The organism is Trichocoleus sp. FACHB-40 (assembly GCF_014695915.1).
GTDB classification, from domain to species: Bacteria; Cyanobacteriota; Cyanobacteriia; order Cyanobacteriales; family FACHB-T130; genus Funiculus; species Funiculus sociatus.
On sequence record NZ_JACJPF010000067.1, the window covers coordinates 1 to 19,883 of the forward strand.

Consider the following 19,883-nt stretch of genomic DNA (forward strand, 5'->3'; position numbering starts at 1 on the left):
GTCTTTTTCTAAAAAGTTAGAAAATCACATTGGAGCTATATGGTATTTTATCCATCATTATAATGCGTCGCTATCTATGTAAGAATTTTTTTCACTACATATTTACCACTACCGAATTGCCCATAGTAATCTACCGGATATGATATGAATTTTTTTCCTTTTTAGTCTTACCTGCGAATTATTTTATTCAGACATTTAAAACACCCTGATCTAACAGTTTATATCCTTAATTAACTGCACTGGAATTTCAATTGTAAACTCTGCACCTTGCCCAGGTGAGGAATTACAACGCAGTTCCCCTTTATGCTTCTCCACTACAATCTCATAACTCGTCACTAACCCTAAACCGCTCCCTTGACCTACAGGCTTAGTTGTAAAAAAAGGATTAAATAAACGCGATCGCACTTTCTCATCAATGCCAATACCATTGTCTTTAATCTGAATACTTACAGTCTTATAGGCAGTTAACTCGGTATTAATCCAAATCGTCGGACTTGATAATTCAGTAATACCTTTTTCCAGCCCAGATTCTATAGCATCAATAGCATTATTCAACAAATTAAAAAATACCTGATTAAGTTGACTAGCATAACAAGTAACCAAGGGTAAATTTCCATATCTTTTGATAACTTTAATCTCTGGGCATTTCCTTTCTTTCCTCAGTCGATGCTGCAACAATAATAAAGTGCTATCAAGCCCCTCATGGATATCGACAGCTTTAATATCTGATTCATTCAGGCGAGAGAAAATGCGTAAGGCAAGAATCATTGTAGAGATACGCTCCGCCCCCGTCTGCATTGAACCCATAATTTTTTTGATATCTAAACTTAAAAAATCTAAATCAATCTCCTGAATTGCTTTTTGAATGGGAATACTAGGGTTAGGATATTCCTGCTGATATAAATCAATCAAATGTAGCAAGTCTTGGATATATTCGCTTGCAGGCTCAAGATTACTAGAAACAAAGCCAATAGAGTTATTTATTTCATGAGCCATCCCTGCGGCTAACTGACCTAAGCCCAGCATTTTTTCTTTTTGAACCAATTGTGCTTGAGCTTTTTTAAGCTCGTTTAATGCTTGTTGAAGCTGGGTATTTTGCGCTTGCAGCTCATTTTGAAGATTTTTAATTGTCAGTTGATTTTGAATTCGAGCTAACACTTCTTCAATTTTAAAAGGTTTGGTGATATAGTCTACACCTCCAACTTTAAAAGCTTTAACCTTATCCATTACATCATCCAAAGCACTTAAGAAAATTACGGGTACAGAGCTGGTTGGAGAATCCTTCTTCAGAAGTTCGCATACCTCATAACCGCTCATGTTGGGCATATTAACATCGAGCAAAATTAAATCAGGAGGAACGGTTTTCACTGCGGTTAATGCCATCTGCCCATTGGTAGCTTTCCGAACATTATACCCCTCATCTAACAACAGGGAAGATAAAAAGCGGAGGTTGTCCGGTGTATCGTCTACTATCAGAATGTCTGCTTTGAAGATAGTATCCGCTTTGTAATTCATTGTAGTTTTAGGTCTATTTTAATAAAAGTTTTGTCAAATATTATTCGTTAATAATTTTAATTATTTATTCTCAATATCTATTTATATATAAAAATCTTAATCTATTTATGGAATTCTCTCTTGTTTCTTTGCGGAGTGTTTTTTACGCCTGTAGTATTTCGTTTTTAAAAATGGCTTTCACAAATTAGATAAGATTAGCATAGGAGTTCTGTAGATTTTTTCGCTAAATTGAAGTATTATAAATAATTAACAATTTAACTACCTTAGCATTAACTAAACTTTACTCATGTTTTACCAGTGAGTAGCCGATTCAATTAAATTTGTTGCGTTTTTGCCATCTAAAGGTTTAGAAAAAAGATATCCCTGACCAAAATCGCAGTTTAAAACTCTAAGTTGCTCTAATTGTTGCGCTGTTTCTATGCCTTCAGCGGTTACACTCATTTTTAGAGCCTGGGCAATATTCATAATTGCTGAAATCAGCCCCAAATTGTCTGAATTTCCATTTAAAGAACTAATAAAAGAGCGATCAATTTTAATATTATCAATGGGAAAATTATGTAAATAACTTAGGGAAGAATAACCTGTGCCAAAATCATCAATACACAATTGAATTTGGCGTTCCTGAAGTTGCTGAAGAATTACTTTGACAGGTTGAGAATTCTTCATGATGACACTTTCAGTAATTTCTAACTTTAAACTTTGGGGATTAAGCTGCGTTTCTGCCAGAATTTTGTCAATTTGCTCAATCAAATCGGGCTGAGCAAATTGCCGCACCGAAAGATTGACGCTCATGGTAAGGGGATAATCAGTGAGCTTTTGGTGATGCCATTGCTGAAGCTGATAGCAAGCTTCTCGTAAAACCCAGTTACCAATAGGGTTAATCAAACCTGTTTCTTCTGCTATAGGAATAAACAAATTTGGAGAAATTAACCCTTGTTGAGGATGGTTCCAGCGTACCAGTGCCTCAAACCCAACAATTTTGCCTGTGGTGAGGGCAATAATTGGCTGATAGTGGACGATAAATTCTTGTTGATTGACAGCTCTACGCAGGTCGTTTTCTAGCTGTAAAACTTGAATAGCAGCATTGTGCATTTCCGAGTCAAAAATTTGGTATTGACCTTTTCCTAACGTCTTGGCACGATACATAGCGGTGTCCGCATCCCGCAATAAATATTCTGACTGTTCGTAATTAAGATTGCTTAGAGTAATACCAATACTGGCATTGATGAAAACTTCTTGTCTTTTTAATTGGAATGGAAAAGAGAGGGCTTTAAGTATTTCATCTGCTATCAAAGTTACACTGTTAATATTTTCAATTTCCGTTAGGAGAATTGCAAATTCATCACCACTCAATCTAGCCAGAGTATCAGTTTGATTTAGAGATGCTTCTAAACGACGAGCAAGGGCGACCAACAGTTCATCGCCGACGAAATGACCAAGGGAATCATTGACGACTTTAAAGCGATCGCAATCGAGAAACAACACCGCAAACCGATAATCTGGATGTTGCTTGGCACGTTTAAGCGCTTGTTCTAAGCGCTCCATGAATAAAAATCGATTGGGCAAACCCGTCAGAGCGTCATAGAGAGCCATTTTCAGCAGTTGCTCTTGCAGAAGCATCCGTTCAGAGATTTCCCGCTTCAGTTCCTGATTAGCTAGTTCTAACTGATGAGTACGCTCTTTAACTCGCTCTTCAAGTTGGGCATTAATTTGTTGGTTTTGGATTTTTGCTGCTTTCAGAGTTAGTTGGTTCTGAACGCGGGTTAAAACTTCTTCAAGTTGAAACGGCTTAGTGATATAGTCTGCGCCACCGACACCAAAGGCTTTTACTTTGTCAAAAGCATCACTCAGAGCGCTCAGAAAAATTACGGGGATTTCGGCAGTTTTCGGATCTGCTTTTAGATGTTTACAGACTTGATAGCCATCCATGTTGGGCATCATAATATCGAGCAAAATTAAATCTGGCACAACACTTTGCACAGCCGTCAGTGCCATTTGCCCATTTAACGCCTTGCGAATGTTATACCCCTCTTTGGTCAGCATCTTCGAGAGCAAGCGCAAGTTTTCTGGTGTGTCATCAACGATAAGGATGTCTTCTTTAGTCATGCCCATCCCAAGAGAATTCATCTCAAGTTTATTTTCATCCCTGGTATTGTTCTGTCCATTTATTTGAGTTTTTATTATATGCTATAATGGCTAGCTTACACTTGATTGAGCTAATTTTATGATTTGCTCAAACTGAAAGTTTTCGGCTAAATCCGTCAAAGCAATAATGAGAGCCGAATTGTCTGCCGGTATTTCCTTAATCAGCTCAAGAATCAGGATATCGCTGCCTTGGGAAGCTGCATAATGTATTTGTTCTATCCACTGGGGGGGCATACTGGTAATCTGAATCCCTCTGCCGCAATTGGTAACCTCTTGTAAGTTTTGCTTTCTGCTTTCTATCTGGCGTGCTTCCTCTTGATAAAGATATCGCACCCCCAGATATTTGCTCATTTTGAAAAGAAGCTCCTCTTCTCGAAAGGGTTTACGCACGAAGTCGTCACATCCGGCAGACAAAATAATTTGTCGCTCCTCTTCAAAAGCGCTAGCAGTTAAGGCAATAATTACAGTTGCCTGACCATTCAATGAAGCTCTGATTGTTTTGGTAGCTTCATAACCGTTCATTAAGGGCATCCGCATATCCATCCAAATTAAGTGTGGTTGCCAACTCTCCCAAATGGCTACAGCTTCTTGACCATTACAAGCTTCCCGCACCTCAAAGCCCAACGAACTGAGAAGCTCAACTAACAGAAGGCGATTTGTTAACCTATCCTCCACAACCAAAATGCGATAGATAGGTTGATTAGGGGCTAAACCAATAACTTTTTGAAAGATGGGTTGAGTTGTTTCAATCGGAGTTTCTTCAAGCAAACTCACTTGAATATCAAAAGAAAATTTCGCTCCCCTACCAGGAAAACTGGTGACAGTAATTTCTCCCCCCATCAGTTGTACAAACTTTTGGCTAATGGGTAAACCTAAACCTGTTCCTTGATTTGATTTCAATCCTGCTGCGGTTTGTCCGAAGGCTTCAAATAACTTATCAAACTCCTCTGGGGCAATGCCGAAACCTGTATCTTCTACTTCAAAATAGAGTGTCAGTTGTTTGATACCCTTGTCCGCTGACACGCGCAAGGTGACGCTACCTTCTTGAGTAAATTTGATGGCATTACTAAGCAGGTTGATTAAAACCTGACGTAGCTTGCTTTCGTCGGTTCTGACATATTGAGGAACTTGGGGGGCGCGATCGCATATTAACTGGAGGCCTTTGGATGTAGCTTTGAGTTGTAGCATCCGTTCAATACTATCGAGCAGACGATATAAATCAAAGTTATTTTCCACCAGGGTGACTCGTCCTGCTTCGATTTTTGACATTTCCAGAACACCGTTAATCAATTCCAGTAAATGTTCCCCACTACGACTGATAATGTCCAAATATTCCTGATGCTCAGGGCATAGCGAGGTATCAAGGCTCATCAGTTGAGTAAAGCCGAGGACGGCGTTGAGTGGCGTTCTTAGTTCGTGGCTCATATTAGCGAGAAACTCGCTTTTAGCACGGTTGGCAGCGTCGGCGGTTTCCTTAGCCTTTATCAGTTCAACCGACTGCTTTTGAGTTTGCGCTAATAATTCAGCTTGTTGGATGGCGACTCCTAACTGCGCCCCAATTTGAACTACCATCTTGATTTCTGCTTCTTGCCATTGGCGGGGAGCGGAATTTTGGTAAATTGCCAGTAATCCCCAAAGTTGATTGCTACAGAAGATGGGGACAATGATGTATGCCCGTGCTTGAAATTGCTCTAAAAGTTGCAGATAACAATCGTCAAATCCAGCGGAGTAGATATCTGCGACACAGCGGTAACTTGTTTCTTGGCGATGAAAACCGCCTTGATTTTCTTGCAGATAAGTATCTTGTACTGGGTATGGTGAGCTATCTAAGGTTTTGACAACACAATCACTTTGGTCAACTGCTACTTTTTTGAGATCGGGTTGATTAATTTGTTTCAAAAGTAGCAAATTCCAACCCTCTGCTACTGATTCAGATACAAACTCTCCACTCCAGTCAGGGTGGAAACGATAGACAGCGACGCGATCGCTATTTAAGGCTTGCCGCAGTTCTTGGGTTGTGGCACTAAAAATCTGCTCAATATCCAACGTTTGGCGCATCCGTTGAATTACGAAGGCGATCGCTTTTTCCCGTTCGGCACTTTCCCGTAATGCTTCTTCTGCTTCCTGGCGTTCTGTAATATCAGTCACCAAACCATCCCAGATAATACTGCCATCAGCTTGCCGTTCCGGGCGAGAATTTCCTTGCAGCCACTTAATTTGACCGGAGACGAAAACTCGCCAGACGCAATCCCAAGGCTTCAGGGTTTGAGCTGAGATAGCAATCGACCGATTTAGAAGAGCGATATCATCAGGATGAGTAAGCTTCCAAAACAGGGGGGCATCGTGAAGCAATTCCTCTGGCTCTAGTCCAAAGAGTTCTCGGCAACCGCCGCTGACATAAAGAAACGCCCTTGAGCCATCAGGTTTGAGAATGAATTGATAAATCATCCCCGGTACGTTCTGTGCTAAATTCTGATACCGAGTATTGCTCCGTTGCAGTGCGGCTTGTGCTTCTAGATGTCCCTGGCTAATGGCGATGAACTCGGTGACTAATTTGAGCCAATTAATTTCTTCTTGACTCCAGATTGAGGAGGAACGAACGATATCCAGACCCAGAAATCCTACAACTTTGCCATAATGGAGCGTGGGAACGGCAAGCCGATTGATATCAACCCACTCGGATTTTTGGGTGGCTTCAGGTGGGATGTCAGCGGGAATTTGGACAGTGTTGCCACTCAAGATTTGGCTGTGAACCCAATTATCATTCTCAACTAGCAATCCTTGAAATTTATCGATTAATGGCTCTATGCCTAAGCTGCACCACTCGTGGGTCATTTTTAAGCAGCTGTGGTTGCTATCGTATTGGAAAAGATAGGCGCGATCGCTCCCCAGAACCTCACCGACTGTTTGCAGCGTGAAAGCGATCGCATTATCTAAGTTTTGGTTAATAAACCTATCTGGAGATTGGTGTAAATTGTAACTACGCTCTAAATCCCTATTAGGGATGGAAATCATCAACATCCGGGAAATACGGCTCAAGCAACTGTCCATTTCCGCTCGTTTCTGGAGCAATTCCTCTGCTAATTTCCGCTCCAGTTCAGCTCCTGCCCTGGCAACAAAAATTTTCAAAATCATCTCTTTGCCCGGATCGTAAGGCATTGGCTGCACGTCTAGCACCCCCAAATTGCCGATTACATTCCCGGCGGAGTCCAACAGTGGGATTCCCCAGTAGCTTTGTGCGTTTAACTCAACTAAATCGCCAAAGTCAGGAAAGAGTTTTTGTACTTCTGACGGGTAAAAATGGCTCGTCCCCTGCAAGACATTTTCGCAGGGAGTGCCAGCTAGGTCGTACTCAAAGTTTTCGCCATCTTCGCCCTTCCAAAATGCCAAGGTACGCACTCTGGTTTTAGCATCGTTGGCAAACTTACTTACCAAAGCGTAACGAACTCCTAAAACTTCGGCGAGATAACGAACACAGGTGTGAAAGAATTCATTGCCAGTTGCAGAAGCTGTCCCCTCAACAATTAATTGCAGTGCTTCTTCTGTGTGCTTGCGATCGCTAATATCGGTATGGGAACCCGCCAAGCGATAGGGGTTGCCTGTTTCATCCCACAATGCAACTCCACGAGTTAGAATCCAACGATAGCTGCCATCTTTGTGCAATGCCCGGAACTCTTCTTTGTAGCTGGGGATTTTCTTAGTCAAATAGTCATGTAGCGCCCCCCGGACTCGCTCTGAGTCTTCTGGGTGGATAATTTTGAACCAAGAATCTATGTTACTCTTAATTTCTGAGTCTTCATAACCCAACATACTTTTCCAACGCGGCGACAGATAGGCATAATTCGTTTGCAAATTCCAGTCCCAAATCCCGTCGTTGGCCCCTTCTACAGCCAAGGCAAATCGTTCTTCACTTTGGCGAAGTGCCACTTCTGCTTGTTTTTGGTTGGTGATATCGCTAAGGGTGCAGATAATTCGCTCTACGCTACCATTCTCTGCTATCTGGGGATCGGCATTCACCAGCAGCCAGCGTTGATTTGGATCTTGAGGACTCTTAACTCTTGGCTGAATTTCTTCGTTCCCAGTCGGCGCAATTCCCATAACAATATTATGAATGGGTTGGCGCTCTTGGGTCGCCTTTTGCACAGGTAACTCTGTGGTTTGGAAGGGAGTACCGTCTTCGTGTAGCAAATGCCAACAAGCACCAAACACATGATGCCTTACATCCTCTGGATTGAGATTGAGAAGATTTGTCGCCGCTTGATTGCAAACGAGAATTTCGGCATTAGCATTCAGCAGCAATACTCCCACCTGCATTTCGCCAATCAACATCCGAAAACTTTTCTCGCTTTCCTGTAAAGTCTGCTCTCGGACTAACTGAGCCGTTAAACGCTTATCAAATAGGGATGTTAATAAAGCTAAGCTTAAAATAAATAAGCTAGCAATCCCAATGCCAACCCCTAGCCAGGACTGGTTTATTGCAGGGGATTGGTGTACTGGCAAGACTTTGTTGGGAATAAAGTGAGTTGCCTGCATTCCGGTATAGTGCATTCCACTGATGGCAACTCCCATGACAAAGGCACTGCCGAGTTTTTGCCAAAAAACCCCTTGCGAAGATTGATTGTGTAGCCGAAACAGCCAAAGGGCGGCAAAAGAGGCACTCAGAGCGATCGCAACAGACAGACTAACCAATATCCAGTCATACTCTATCTTCGCTGGCAGTTGCATCGCTGCCATGCCAGTATAGTGCATCGATGCGATCGCTATTCCCATGCAAACGCCACCGCCGATTAAAAGCGGTGTTGACATCAAGCTACGACTCACTAACCACAAAGCAATGCTAGAGGCAATAATTCCGCACAGCAGGGAAAGCAAGGTGATCCACACGTTGTAGTTAACGGACTCAGGTAAATGGAACGCCAGCATGGCAATGAAGTGCATTGACCAAATTCCGCTTCCCATTGCCACTGCTCCACCCAAAAGCCAGCGCCATCGTCCCTCTCCCAAGCCAGATTTTACTCGCCCTACTAAGTCTAGGGCTGTGTAAGATGCAATTAGCGCGATCGCAAAGGAAAGCGTCACCAAGCCTAAGTTGTAAGTGCCTGCCATTGGGCTATCCATCTCGTTTTAAATGTCGCAGACTGCTAACAATTAAGGTAAATTTTATTATCTAGGAATATATTTCATCATAGCTTCCCTAACTTCAGCCCTATTTGTACGTTATATCTATTATGAATCTATCCTCTATCTAAAGTAAGAATTAAACCTCTAAATAAAACAAATATTCTTAAATCAGAAATATTTTTCAGATTTTAGACAAAAAAATAGGTATCGTCAAAATTCAGCTAGTAGGTTGGGTTGAGGAGCGAAACTCAACCTACGAAAACTACGCAAACTTATAACGAACCGTCTTGGGACTGCTATAGCCTTTCTCAGTTGCATGAAGTACATCAGGAAAACCTAACCCCCAACCCCTTCCCTGCTAGGGAAGGGGAGTAAGAATCAAAGCCTCTCTCCTTGTAGGAGAGAGGTTTGGAGAGAGGTCAGAGTGTACCGCATCCAACCGAGAACCGCTATATAGCAATTATTAGCTAGTGGAATCAACGGTGAAATTACCTATTTTTCATAATTTTTGTCTGACAAAACTTTTAACGAAACTTGCTTTTGCTCTTTATAGATAGTTAATATCAATTCACTTTTTTGCCACTACATTTAAGCGTCTCCTTAGCCCCCAATTTATGGAAGCACCTCAACTCTTAGCATTAGCAGGCTCCCGCCTGAGAACGAGGAGAAAATGCCTTAATTATCTAAACATTCTATGGGCAGATAAACGCGAAAACAGGTGTCACCAGGCTTAGACTCAAAGTGGATGTCGCCTTTGTGCCTTTTAACAACAATGCGGTAGGCAATTTCCAAACCTAACCCGCTTCCTTTCCCCACACCTTTAGTAGTAAAAAACGGTTCAAAGATGCGAGATTGAATTGCTGGCGGGATACCTAACCCATTATCAGCAATTTCTACCAGTATGCAGTTATTGCCTCTGGACGTGCGGATCGTCAGCTGTCCTTTCCCATCCATCGCATCAATCGCATTGTCAATCAAATTCGTCCATACTTGATTAAGTTCGCTGCCGTAAACGCAGATGCGGGGAATACTTTTGTCGTAGTCGCGCTTGACGACGATTCCCTTCTTGAGCTTATGATTCAGGATGGTCAGCGTGTTCTCGATGCCCTGATGCACATCGACTTCTTGCAGGGGCGCTTGATCCATGTAGGAGTAAGCTTTAACTGCTTTCACTAAGTCAGAGATGCGGGTGGTACTCTGCTCAATTTCGTTTAATAATCCAGAGGAAGCAAGTGTCGCTTCTAGCCACAAGAGGACGTTGCTAAGTAATTCTTGGGTGATATTGTCGATAAGAGTATCCAGTTTTTGGGTATCAATTCCGGCGTTAACCAGTGTTGGAGCGAGTTTCCAACCGTTGCTGACATCGTGCGCTTCTAGCCAGTCTGTCACCTCTTCTTCTTTGTCGCTTTGTGTTAGAGGATCGAGTGGGCATGATGTGGTAGCGTGAGCGATCGCATCCTTATGAACATCAACAATAAAATTTAATTGCGCTGGGGACAAGGAATTCAGCTGCAAAGCCAGAGATTGCAAGTTTTGGAAGTTCTCGCGCAATTGTCCCGCAGCCCTTTGTCCCGCAGAAGCTGGATTATTTAACTCGTGAGCCAGGCCTGCTGACATTTTACCAAGTGCTGCCAGTTTCTCCTGTTGCCTGAGTTGCGCTTCAACGTCTTGAGTTCGTCCCGCCATAGCCGAAAGCACCACATCAGCTATCGGAGAACATTCGACGATGATGTGCTTAAAAGTGTCCATGTCAATCCGCAGAACACGAGAGGAAGCGATCGCGCGTGCGCTGGCAATAGATCCAGAACCTGTTAACATCGAAAGCTCACCCATAAACTCGCCCCGGCGATGAATAGCCAGCAGTCTCTTCTCGCCGCCAACAAGCTTAACGATCTCGATTTCACCTTCTAGGACAACGTGAAAACTATAATTCTCCTCACCTTCTGAAAACAGCACATCACCCGTATTAAGCTGAATCTCAGTCCCATGCTGCTTCATCTGCTGCAACGCCTCATCAGGTAACTTCGGAAACAGCGCGTTCTGGTTTGGATCGTGCAGCATCGCAACACCTTTGTTTAACTCTGACTTCTACCATAGGGCAATCCCCTTATTTCTGGGTGAGTTCTGAATTAAGCCACCATAAAATAAGCTTCCTAATTAATCAGCAGCAATTCATGTTCATACTACGCACACTCCCAAATAACCAGATACTACTGAATCTTGCCAGTCGCTACCCAGAACTAGATATGGCTTCAGTACAAACTTGCCTAGCTTTTCTGAACACCACTGCTGATGTCTATGAAGCTCTTGATACTCACTTTGCTCGTTATGGTCTTTCAATGGGCAAGTTTACCCTTCTGATGCAGCTACTGCCAGCAGGCGAGTCGGGACTAACCCCATCAGAGTGCGCTGAACGTGCTGGTGTCACTAGAGGCACAATAACTGGGTTGCTTGACGGACTAGAACGAGACGGATTGGTGAAACGCCGACCTCATCCGGCGGACAGGCGGATGCTGAGTGTGCAACTGACAGAAAAGGGAGAGCAATTGCTTGATGAAATGCTCCCAGATCACTTTTGCCGCACCACTGGCCTGATGGCTAATCTTACTGACGCTGAAAAGAAGACACTGATCGAGTTGCTGGCAAAGTTAGGCTCTGGAACACCTGCCATGCGCGAACCATAATTTGATAAGGAGCCATACTATATGGCAGTTTATGGTAAGTTAGTAAGGAGCCATATAGTATGGCTGCAAATTATCCCAACCTAGATCATCACGCTTCATGAACAAACTAACTGTCAAGCAAAAAAACTGGTTATTGTCTTCCCACGTTGGTTTTATCGGACTTTGGTTTGGAACAGCTTTAAGCATGGTAATCATCGCTTTAAGTAACAGAAATACAACAAATGGCGATGAACTATACGCGATTAATTCAATAGTGAAGTTGCTAGATGACTTTATTGTTATTCCGGCCGCAGTCGGTTCGTTGTTAACTGGTGGATTGCTTTCCTGGTTGACAGTTTGGGGATTTGTGAAATTTTACTGGGTTATTGTTAAGTGGATTTCTACACTTGTACTTATTACCTTCGGGACTTTTTGGCTGGGGCCGTGGACAAACGCAATGACCTCTATTTCCGATACAGAAAGACTAAAAGCGCTGGAAAATCCGCTTTATATGTTTGATGTCAAAGGAGTAATTATTGGTGGCGTAATTCAGACTTTATGCCTTTTAGTAATCATTGCTATTTCTGTTCTTAAGCCGTGGGGAAGACGAAATGTAGTTAAAGCTGACAGCCATTCTTCCGTTTAGTTAGGCAATTTCTCTTTCTATGAGCTTCTTATTAGCAGCAATAGGAAGACGAACCAAAAAGCGTGTGTCACCCGGCGTTGAGGTTAAACTGATATTGCCGTAATGTTTGCCGACAATGCGGTAAGTCATATCTAAACCTAAACCAGTGCCTTCTCCTACACCTTTGGTAGTGAAAAATGGCTCAAAGATGCGATGCTGAATTTCCGGCGGTATACCCGATCCGTTGTCGGCAATTTCCACCAGAACGCGATCGTGTTCGTGCTTGGTACGAATCAAAATAGTAGGTATTAGGGATTGGGTATTCCCAGTCTTTAGTCCCCAGTCCCTAGCCACCAATCCCAGAGCAGCGATCGCATTATCAATCAAATTCGTCCACACCTGATTTAGTTCGCTGCCATAAGCCGTGATCCGCGGCAGATTCAGGTCGTATTCCCGCTTCACCACGATACCTTTTTTCAGCTTGTGACTGAGAATTGTCAGCGTACTTTCCAGCCCTTCATGCACGTCTATCTCTTGCAGTGGGGCTTGATCCATATAAGAGTAATCCTTAATCGCTTTCACCAGATGGGATATCCGCGCCGAACCCTGCTCGATTTCGGACAACACCCCAACGCCTGTCAGCGTCGTTGTAATCCAAGTCAGCACATCCGAGAGCGAATCGGCGGACACGTTTTTTGCAACAGTTTCCAGCCATTGAGTGTCAAGTCCTGCTTGTACCAGGGTGGGGGCGAGTTTCCAACCATCGCTTACATTGTGCGCGTCTAACCAATCAGTAACTTCCTCCTCCTTGTCGCTTTGCGTCAGAGGATCGAGGCGAGGCGCTAGAGTAGCACGCTTTGTTACGTCGCATTGCAAGTCGGCAAGAAACTCAAGTTGGGCTTTTGTCATCTGCTGCTGATTCAGCTTCAGCGCCATGCAAGGCAACTCTTCAAAGATATCTTGCAAGTTAGTTGCACCCCGAATCACCGCGGCGGCGGGGTTATTCATTTCGTGAGCTAGTCCAGCTGCCAAAGTGCCGAGTGCTGCCAGTTTTTCCCGCTGCTGCGACAAATTTTGAATATTTTGCATCCGCAACGCCATCGTGCGGAGAATAACCTTAGTCACGCAAGAACAAGCCGCCAGCAGTTGCCAAAATGCGTCTTTTGGTAACTCAAAAATATGGCATTGAGTAACGGCGCGTCCACTAGCCCAGAAGTATTCTTGACCCATTAAAACGGGTAACTCGCCAAACAGCGTTTGCGGTTCGTAGGTAGCTAATACGATTTCTTGTTCGCCAACCTTCTGCGTTATCCGCACTTCACCTTCTAGCAGCACAAAAACATGATCAGCGGGCTCTCCTTCTGCCCGATGAATTTCACCCGCTTGTCGCCATACTTCTGTACCCTGTTCGCACAACCAGTCCAACTTTGCTTCCGGTATTTCTGTAAAGAGTGGCACTTGGCGTAAAGCGTCTTTGATGTCGAGCATTATCACACCTTCCCCATGCGATCGCTTTCTCAATGATTATGCGCGATTTGCCCAGAATGTGTTTATAAATTAGCAGCCTCAGAACGCTCTTTTTGTGTGCTACTTACCACAGCCGAGTAATTGGATAAGCATCAAAGGCAGAATCAGCACTCAGGATCGGTATCCTTTCCACCATAGACTGTGCAATCAAAAGCCGATCGAATGGATCGCGATGATGAAAAGGTAGCGCCGCAATAACATCAATATGGTCTAGATTGATAGAAAGCAACTCGATGCTGTTCAAACTAAGTTGCTGCTCTATAAATATCCTAAAGGGTAGACCAAAACTTAGTTTACCACTGCTATGCTTAATCGCCATCTCCCAAATACTAGCTGTACTGAGCAGATTTTGGTTATCCTCAATTAGCGATCGCAATCTGGGGCTGATTCTAGGATTGCCCATAACAAACCAAATAAAGCTATGAGTGTCCAGCAGTTGCCTCATTACATATAGTCCTTAAAGTCTTCTATAGGATCGTCAAAATCATCGGATATTGTAACCAACCCTTTAGCACTGCCAAACTGGGGGCGACGATTAACTGGTGACACTGGAGTTAATTTAACAACAGGCTGATCGTCTTTGGCGATGACGATTTCTTCGCCTCTAAGTGCTGCTTCGATTAAGTCGGATAGATGTTTAGATGCTTCGTCGAGATTTATTTGCTGCATGGCTATAACCTCTGTATTCCTAGATTTATCTTGACATCAAAAATCGGTTATTTGGTGCGAATTTGGCAACGCTTACTGCTGGATGCGATCGCATCCTCAATCTGTGTCAAAAAGTACCAGCTTCAGAACGCCAGAGGACGCGCACATCAATTACCCGCATTAAGGCGCGATTAGCGGCTTCTATTCCTCCGTCGCTATCTTCATAGACAATACATTCTTCTGGCGCAACTCCCAAACGCTTCGCAGCTAATAGAAAGATGTCGGGAGCAGGCTTACCCTGCGCTACATCATTCACAGTTACAACAGTATCGAAAAGATATCGCAAGCCAATAGCATCCAGCGTTGCTTCCACCAGAGGGCGATGACCACCACTAGCCACAGCCATCGGGACTTTACCATAGTGAGTACGGGCAATATCCGCTACTGCCTGAATTTCCACTGCCGTATGTGCTAAAGCAATATAACGACGTTGCTTATCTGCAAATGTCAATTTTTCATCAAGACTATAACCAAATTCGCTGTTAAGCGTGCGGATAAGTTCCTTTGCAGATATGCCACTCCGCTTAAAGAACCATTCTTCATTTAACTCTACACCGAACGAGCGCAGCGTCGCTGTCCATGTCTGAAAATGAATAGGCATGGTATCGGCCAAAGTCCCATCACAGTCAAAAATTAGTGCGGCATAAGGTGGCTGTGGGAGAATAGGTTTTGTGTTCATGTGGTTAGGTTATTCAAGCTAAATAGCGATCGCGTTTTAATCCTAATACGGTTCACGAATAAGTTAAAAATCCCCAAGTGATAGTAGGCTGGGGGTGGCTCCCCAACCTACAATTAATCAAAATTTACTTCTATTGAATCAGAATGATTGCCTCTTGAGCTTTAGTATTTAAGGCTTTTTGAAGTTCTTGCCCAACTTTCGCAATCAGTTCGTTAAAAGTCTCCCGATTCTCTGTCAACTGTTTTCTAAAAACATTTTCTAACTCAGGATTCATTTGCTCACAGATAGAATCAAGCTTGCTATCGTTTAAAAGAAGGCCACGAGTCCAACTAGGAACATCCACATTTTCCTTAATGGCTTCTTGGGTTTTGCTCCGAGTTATCTCCACTCCGGCAGCAAGTACAGAAGCACCATATATTAGCACAATCGGCCAAGTCAAATGCCCCGTGAGCACCAGAGCGATGATGCTACCGATAGTACCTCCACCAATCACCACATTGATGATAAATCCCACTGTATCAGCAAGGATAGCATCCCCAATTGACAGCTCCGGGTTGACTACGGCAGGGTCGATCCCTTCCTCAAACCTCAAGCTGCTTCTGGGTATTTGGAACTTTCGACAAATCGGGTCGGTTTCTGCGGCTAAGTCGGGTTGAATTTTGCTGTTAAACCAAGTGACAGATTGATTTTTGATGATAAGTCTGGCGCGATCGCTTTTAATCCACTCCTCTGCGCTTCCCTTCAAGGCATTTTCCAAATCGGCTAAAGTCCGTACTTTGTTGTTTCGCCAATCTTTCAGACCTGGTTTAACTACATTTTCAATCAAACCCTGTGATAAAGGTAACGTCAGCTGTTCGATTAACTCTGGGATATGTCTCTCAACGAGTTCTTTCAGCTTCTTCGAGTCGAACAGTTGCTTGACTTCTTCTTTAAATGCACTCGCACGCATATCCCATCGTCCTACCCGCGATAAACCTAGTGCAATGCACCGTTCAGGTTCTGGATCTGGGCGAACCTGTGTTTCGGGTTCCGGGAAAATCTCCTGGCAAATATCGCGGGTAAAGTTCATGCGGGATGCGCCGCCAGTCATCAACACAACTTTCGGAACAATACCCTGTTGGTCGAGTTTTTCCTTCGCCTCAGTCACCGCCTCGCGAAAAGATTGAATCCAACTCTTGTCTTCTAGTTCAGATAAGGGATGGTTCAAAATCTCCTGCGCGATCGCTTGATTAACTTGCGGAACAAAGTAAATTTGTTCGTTAATCGACTCGAAGCCGCGTGCAAATGTTTGCGGATGCTTGTACAGTTGTTCGTTAGAAAAGTAATCTTCCTTAGCTTTGCGACAGGCGAGTTCGCAACGAGCTTGGTGATGAGGAAACTGCCCAAAAACTCTTTCGAGTAACGCTTTCTCTTCGTGGTTGGCGACAGTCCGGGCAAAAATCGCCTTGTCGATTAAGGATGCTCCTAGGGCGTTGCTCCCGAAATCTATCGGGATCTCGTGCAAGCTCTTGACCAGAGTAAAATCCGTAGTTGAGGAGCCAATATCGACAATTAGCACCGACGATTTGAGCTTGTCGAAGTCCAGTTTACCAGCTTCCTTGGCTTGCATGAAAGCCGCCCGCGACTCCGGTACAACACTCAGTAAACCAATGCCAGATTCCTTAAGTAGCTTTTGGTATTCTTCGCGATCGCTTACTGACCATCCTGACGGACACCCAACATAAAACTGGCTAGTCTCTCCACCTTCAATCTGTTTGCTTTCTTTTAAAAGGCGGTAGTAGGTTTCCACAAAACTGCGGATAGTCTCTCTGTAATTTGGATCGTTGTTGGGTTTTTGCTTAAAAGAAATTTTTAGCTGAGTAACGCCAGCTTGAATTAAGGCTTGTTCTCCAACAAGATAACCCAGTTCCGGATGCCAGCCAAGCGCAGTTACTTGAACCTTCTTATTATTAACCTCAAGCATCTCTGGAGGTTCGATGCTTTCAACCCTCGCCTTAGCCACAGCTGTTTCACCGTGTCCCAAATCGAAACCAATTGTTTCTAAAATTTCCATACTTTTTCTATCCCCTAATTCTTATTTTGAAGGGGAAACACTGGGTGCATTTCCATTTTGCAAAAATCTCGCCCCAGGCATCTTGCCTACGCTATATCCACAGACAGGCGAGATGTCTGTCCGAGGAATTGAAAAAAATGGGATGCTATAGCAATCCTAATCCATTTATCAAATTCTCTGTTCTCTTCCTCCCTGTTCTCTGGGCCTTTGCGGTTCGTTTAAAAAAGGTAGTCACAAATCAAATAGGATTGCTATACCAAAAAACTTTTTAAATGAAGACTTTGGCACTCATGCACAGCTGTAACAACAAGACAATTTACTCTCTAGTCTCAGAGTAAGCTGGCTCAACAACTCGACCTCTTCGGAGTAAGCGATCGCCTTTCATCAAGGCAGGAGTTATAGTTACATAATCTCTGGCTTCAGGGTCGATACTTGGCTCAAAGTCAAAATACTCGCGCCCACTATGCTTGTCGCCTGGTTGGTAAATCTGGGTTCGTATTCCCTGCTCCATTAAAATCTGGGGTAGAAGTTTCGTCAGTTCAAGCGCCATCTGGGGTTTTTGCAGAAATGACGCACCCGTTAGCCTCTGAACAACATTCAGGAGTTCGGGCAACTCTTCTATTCCACTACCTTCCAGTGGTTTTTTCACTTGTTCAGCCGAGGCGACTGCAAGATCAATAGTGTTGAGAGCATCACCAAGGTTGTCCAAAAAGGCTTTGCTATCAACTTGCATAATCAGCTTGGGTGGTGCTACAGGCTGCTGAGAGTCGGAACGATTTTCGCCGCCTCCTTCGAGTTGGAACACAACTTCCAGCCCTACCAGCACAGTCATCAACAAGATGTCCATCCAAGCCCCAACGGTATCTTGAGTCAAGGAAAATAACGAACCTAAGATGCTTATACTGATGAGTCCCTGTAAGACTTTCAGAATTAAGCTGTTGGAGAAACCTCTGGTTCGGTTAAGGATTTTCTCAGGCTGTGGCTCAGAAATTCTCGTTTCGTTGGCAGCCGTGAGAGTAGCGATAGACTGTCGTAGCGTGTCCAGAAAAAAGGAAGCTAGACGAATCTGCCCCACGCTCAACTCACCGATGTAATTCCTCTCAAGATTATCGAGTCGGCTTTGCACCAGCTGAACTACCTGTTCCAGGTTAGTTGCCTTGTCAATCTCTGTCTCCAGTTGGTTGCGTTCTTTACCAAAAAGCGTTATTAGTGTTTTCATCACCCAAAAGCGCAACGATCGGTGTCTTTTTCAAGTTTGGCGTACAGCTGAGGCGAGTAACAGAAATTTCGTCATGATTGACGTTCTTTTGCCAGATCCCTTAGAGCTTTTCCCTTGGCGGCGACGTGATGCGGAGCTTTGTCAGCATCTCCTCAAGCTCTCTGAGAAATTCAAAGTCCGCCGTAGGTAGGCGCTGTTGGCTCGAAAATCCGCCTTCAGCTACGGATAGCTTCTTCTCTAAGAAATCGAACGCCTGCCGGAACTGACGCGGGTTTGCCTGAATGGGCGAGTCAAAGTGGCAGCCAACAATCCGCTCAAAATCCCAACGGGCTACCTTGTCAGCCCAGCCCAGCACTGTTCTCGGTGCTTGGTTGAGGATAATCGTCTGTAGAATCGGTGCCACAAACAGGCGACCGCCGCCTCGCAGTGCATCAAACGACTGTTTCCAATCTTCCTTCCATTGGAAGGGAAACCAACCGAAATAAGCTTTCTTTGACCGATCTGGCGCTTTCAGGGCATCGCGAAACGACTTCCCCAATTTGGTTGCCTCTAGCGCACTCGGTCGGAAGTAGAACGCAAACAGGGAGATGCGCTGCCATCCCTTGCGGCGACTTTCCTCATTGTCCTCAACGACATCGAACACATCGTCCTTGGCATGGAACAGCAAGGGGTACGGGTCAAGTTGAACGATTTGCGGGGGTTCTTCTGGAACGGAAAGCACGGAGTCAGTCACGAGTAGCGTGCGCGATCGCTTGTGAAATAATGCTACTTCCCCAAACGACCCCCGTCCCAGATTGATGTACAGCACCTCGTAGTCAAACTCATCGCCAAAGGGCGCTTCAGCGCTGTCCTCTGGGAGAATGTGGGTGCGTTTAGTGGGAAAACCGAGCCAGCTTAAAGGGAGGTTCACCGGGAAGCTCCACTGATTCGGAGCCACGAAGACTTCTGCGTTCGGAAAGCGTCTGGCAAAGGGGCCGACGAAAATCTTGTGTTCTAAACCGGAAAGCGTTGGCAGGATGATGTACTTAACATCGCCGTATCGTTCCACCAACTCCTTGACGAGTCGGATACACTCTCCTGTCGGCGCGACTGGCGCATAAATGAGAAGGCCGCCTGCTTTGAGCTTAACGACGGTCATCCGAATCGGCACGACAGCATAGAGAATGCCCTGCACTTGGTCGAAAGTCCAGATGGTGTCCTTGACCACTTCTTTGCGGAGTGTCCGCCGGGTGCCGTATGGATAGAGTGGCAAAGCAGGCCAGAAATGCCATGTAAAGTCCCCAGGACGGATGCTCTGTTGCTCCTGTGTTTCCTGCACGTTCATCGCGGTTCTATCCACGCCACAACTCCTCCCAAAATCCCAACGCTCAACCTATTTTTAATCTAATCTCCAGAAGTTAGAGTTGATCAAAGGTTGACACAATAATCTATCTAAAGGTTGCGTTTCTTGAGCTATCTGTCTGTAGAGATAGCGATCGCAATCTGGGTAGACGATCCCACTGGTCATCTGTCGTAGCTTCATGCGCCTTCCACGCCCGCTCATCTTCTAGCTCGGCAAGGAGACGAGCCGCGATCGCTCTGGCCGTTCATCCCCATCAATGCGATCGCTCTGTTTTTCCTGACGGACA

The 19,883-nt window shown here is 44.5% G+C and carries 14 protein-coding genes and 1 pseudogene; 3 read left to right on the top strand and 12 right to left on the bottom strand.

Annotated features, from left to right (window positions below):
* Positions 1-82, top strand: a pseudogene (locus H6F63_RS15710) (IS1 family transposase); the annotation flags it as partial.
* A gap of 128 nt (positions 83-210) precedes the next feature.
* Here H6F63_RS15710 and H6F63_RS15715 read toward each other — a convergent pair.
* From H6F63_RS15715 to H6F63_RS15730, 4 genes are all read right to left on the bottom strand, one after another.
* The gene (locus H6F63_RS15715) at positions 211-1,515 is read right to left on the bottom strand and encodes a hybrid sensor histidine kinase/response regulator (protein ID WP_190638524.1); all 1,305 of its coding nucleotides are present in this window, start codon (positions 1,513-1,515) and stop codon (positions 211-213) included.
* 291 nt (positions 1,516-1,806) lie between these two features.
* The gene (locus H6F63_RS15720; protein WP_347276803.1) at positions 1,807-3,627 is read right to left on the bottom strand and encodes an EAL domain-containing protein; all 1,821 of its coding nucleotides are present in this window, start codon (positions 3,625-3,627) and stop codon (positions 1,807-1,809) included.
* Positions 3,628-3,711: 84 nt separating this feature from the next.
* Positions 3,712-8,766: an MHYT domain-containing protein gene (locus H6F63_RS15725; protein WP_190638526.1), complete on the bottom strand. Its 5,055-nt coding sequence runs from the start codon at positions 8,764-8,766 to the stop codon at positions 3,712-3,714.
* A gap of 690 nt (positions 8,767-9,456) precedes the next feature.
* The gene (locus tag H6F63_RS15730; RefSeq protein WP_190638527.1) at positions 9,457-10,842 is read right to left on the bottom strand and encodes an ATP-binding protein; all 1,386 of its coding nucleotides are present in this window, start codon (positions 10,840-10,842) and stop codon (positions 9,457-9,459) included.
* A 113-nt stretch (positions 10,843-10,955) separates the two neighbouring features.
* Here H6F63_RS15730 and H6F63_RS15735 point away from each other — a divergent pair, with 113 nt between their 5' ends.
* Positions 10,956-11,465 carry a MarR family transcriptional regulator gene (locus H6F63_RS15735; protein WP_190638528.1) on the top strand — a complete coding sequence of 170 codons (510 nt, stop codon included), beginning with the start codon at positions 10,956-10,958 and terminating at the stop codon, positions 11,463-11,465.
* Positions 11,466-11,562: 97 nt separating this feature from the next.
* Positions 11,563-12,090: a hypothetical protein gene (locus H6F63_RS15740; protein WP_190426138.1), complete on the top strand. Its 528-nt coding sequence runs from the start codon at positions 11,563-11,565 to the stop codon at positions 12,088-12,090.
* Here H6F63_RS15740 and H6F63_RS15745 read toward each other — a convergent pair whose 3' ends face one another.
* From H6F63_RS15745 to H6F63_RS15780, 8 genes are all read right to left on the bottom strand, one after another.
* The gene (locus tag H6F63_RS15745; RefSeq protein WP_190638529.1) at positions 12,091-13,557 is read right to left on the bottom strand and encodes an ATP-binding protein; all 1,467 of its coding nucleotides are present in this window, start codon (positions 13,555-13,557) and stop codon (positions 12,091-12,093) included.
* Positions 13,558-13,660: 103 nt separating this feature from the next.
* Complete coding sequence (locus H6F63_RS15750) at positions 13,661-14,041, bottom strand: type II toxin-antitoxin system VapC family toxin (protein ID WP_190638530.1); 381 nt, start codon at positions 14,039-14,041, stop codon at positions 13,661-13,663.
* Positions 14,041-14,265, bottom strand: a complete 225-nt coding sequence (locus H6F63_RS15755; RefSeq protein ID WP_190638531.1) for a type II toxin-antitoxin system Phd/YefM family antitoxin — start codon at positions 14,263-14,265, stop codon at positions 14,041-14,043. The genes H6F63_RS15750 and H6F63_RS15755 overlap by 1 nt, the downstream gene beginning before the upstream one ends.
* A gap of 106 nt (positions 14,266-14,371) precedes the next feature.
* Positions 14,372-14,983, bottom strand: a complete 612-nt coding sequence (locus tag H6F63_RS15760; protein WP_190638532.1) for an HAD family phosphatase — start codon at positions 14,981-14,983, stop codon at positions 14,372-14,374.
* A gap of 130 nt (positions 14,984-15,113) precedes the next feature.
* Positions 15,114-17,036, bottom strand: coding sequence for a hypothetical protein (locus H6F63_RS15765; RefSeq protein ID WP_190638533.1), 1,923 nt, complete (start codon positions 17,034-17,036; stop codon positions 15,114-15,116).
* Between the two features lie 316 nt (positions 17,037-17,352).
* Complete coding sequence (locus H6F63_RS15770; RefSeq protein ID WP_190638534.1) at positions 17,353-18,255, bottom strand: hypothetical protein; 903 nt, start codon at positions 18,253-18,255, stop codon at positions 17,353-17,355.
* 100 nt (positions 18,256-18,355) lie between these two features.
* Positions 18,356-19,579 (bottom strand): DUF4336 domain-containing protein, encoded by a 1,224-nt coding sequence (locus H6F63_RS15775; protein ID WP_190638554.1) that lies wholly within the window; start codon positions 19,577-19,579, stop codon positions 18,356-18,358.
* 54 nt (positions 19,580-19,633) lie between these two features.
* Positions 19,634-19,777: a hypothetical protein gene (locus tag H6F63_RS15780; RefSeq protein WP_190638535.1), complete on the bottom strand. Its 144-nt coding sequence runs from the start codon at positions 19,775-19,777 to the stop codon at positions 19,634-19,636.
* Positions 19,778-19,883: the final 106 nt, after the last annotated feature.

Coding starts and splice junctions, on each gene's coding strand:
- H6F63_RS15745 (WP_190638529.1), bottom strand. CDS start 13,557: ATGCTCGACATCAAAGACGCTTTACGCCAAGTGCCACTCTTTACAGAA.
- H6F63_RS15780 (WP_190638535.1), bottom strand. CDS start 19,777: ATGAAGCTACGACAGATGACCAGTGGGATCGTCTACCCAGATTGCGAT.
- H6F63_RS15730 (WP_190638527.1), bottom strand. CDS start 10,842: ATGCTGCACGATCCAAACCAGAACGCGCTGTTTCCGAAGTTACCTGAT.
- H6F63_RS15735 (WP_190638528.1), top strand. CDS start 10,956: ATGTTCATACTACGCACACTCCCAAATAACCAGATACTACTGAATCTT.
- H6F63_RS15770 (WP_190638534.1), bottom strand. CDS start 18,255: ATGAAAACACTAATAACGCTTTTTGGTAAAGAACGCAACCAACTGGAG.
- H6F63_RS15715 (WP_190638524.1), bottom strand. CDS start 1,515: ATGAATTACAAAGCGGATACTATCTTCAAAGCAGACATTCTGATAGTA.
- H6F63_RS15775 (WP_190638554.1), bottom strand. CDS start 19,579: ATGAACGTGCAGGAAACACAGGAGCAACAGAGCATCCGTCCTGGGGAC.
- H6F63_RS15755 (WP_190638531.1), bottom strand. CDS start 14,265: ATGCAGCAAATAAATCTCGACGAAGCATCTAAACATCTATCCGACTTA.
- H6F63_RS15720 (WP_347276803.1), bottom strand. CDS start 3,627: ATGGGCATGACTAAAGAAGACATCCTTATCGTTGATGACACACCAGAA.
- H6F63_RS15760 (WP_190638532.1), bottom strand. CDS start 14,983: ATGAACACAAAACCTATTCTCCCACAGCCACCTTATGCCGCACTAATT.
- H6F63_RS15725 (WP_190638526.1), bottom strand. CDS start 8,766: ATGGCAGGCACTTACAACTTAGGCTTGGTGACGCTTTCCTTTGCGATC.
- H6F63_RS15740 (WP_190426138.1), top strand. CDS start 11,563: ATGAACAAACTAACTGTCAAGCAAAAAAACTGGTTATTGTCTTCCCAC.
- H6F63_RS15765 (WP_190638533.1), bottom strand. CDS start 17,036: ATGGAAATTTTAGAAACAATTGGTTTCGATTTGGGACACGGTGAAACA.
- H6F63_RS15750 (WP_190638530.1), bottom strand. CDS start 14,041: ATGAGGCAACTGCTGGACACTCATAGCTTTATTTGGTTTGTTATGGGC.